Genomic DNA, 382 nt, shown 5'->3' on the forward strand with positions numbered 1-382 from the left:
CGAAGAGCAGGTGCACCGAGAAGAGGATGAGGCTCACCACGGTGAAGAGAATCATCCCGCGCACCATCACCCGTCCCAGGAAGCCCGGCTCCACGCGCCCGGACAGCATCGCTCCCGAGCGCGTGAAGGCGCCCCAGGCTCCCAGGTCTTCCATGGCGAGCACGGGAGGCAGCAGCAGGAAGCGCAGGAAGTACCAGAGGATTGCGCCGAGCATGCCGAGGGCCAGCAGCAGTCCGCCCGCCACCAGCAGCACGATGCCCAGCACCTGGGAGTCCATCGCCGTGGCGATACCACCGGCCACCATCAGCACGGTTCCGGGGATGCTCGCGACCAGCGTCACCAGGGTCGACCACCCCACCGACAACAGGAAGGCGCCCGTCAC

General features: G+C 67.8%; 1 pseudogene. It reads right to left on the reverse strand.

From position 1 onward, the window contains the following. Window positions 1-382, reverse strand: a pseudogene (locus D7Y04_RS43770) (hypothetical protein); the annotation flags it as partial.

The organism is Corallococcus sp. AB038B (assembly GCF_003668955.1).
Classification (GTDB): domain Bacteria; phylum Myxococcota; class Myxococcia; order Myxococcales; family Myxococcaceae; genus Corallococcus; species Corallococcus exiguus.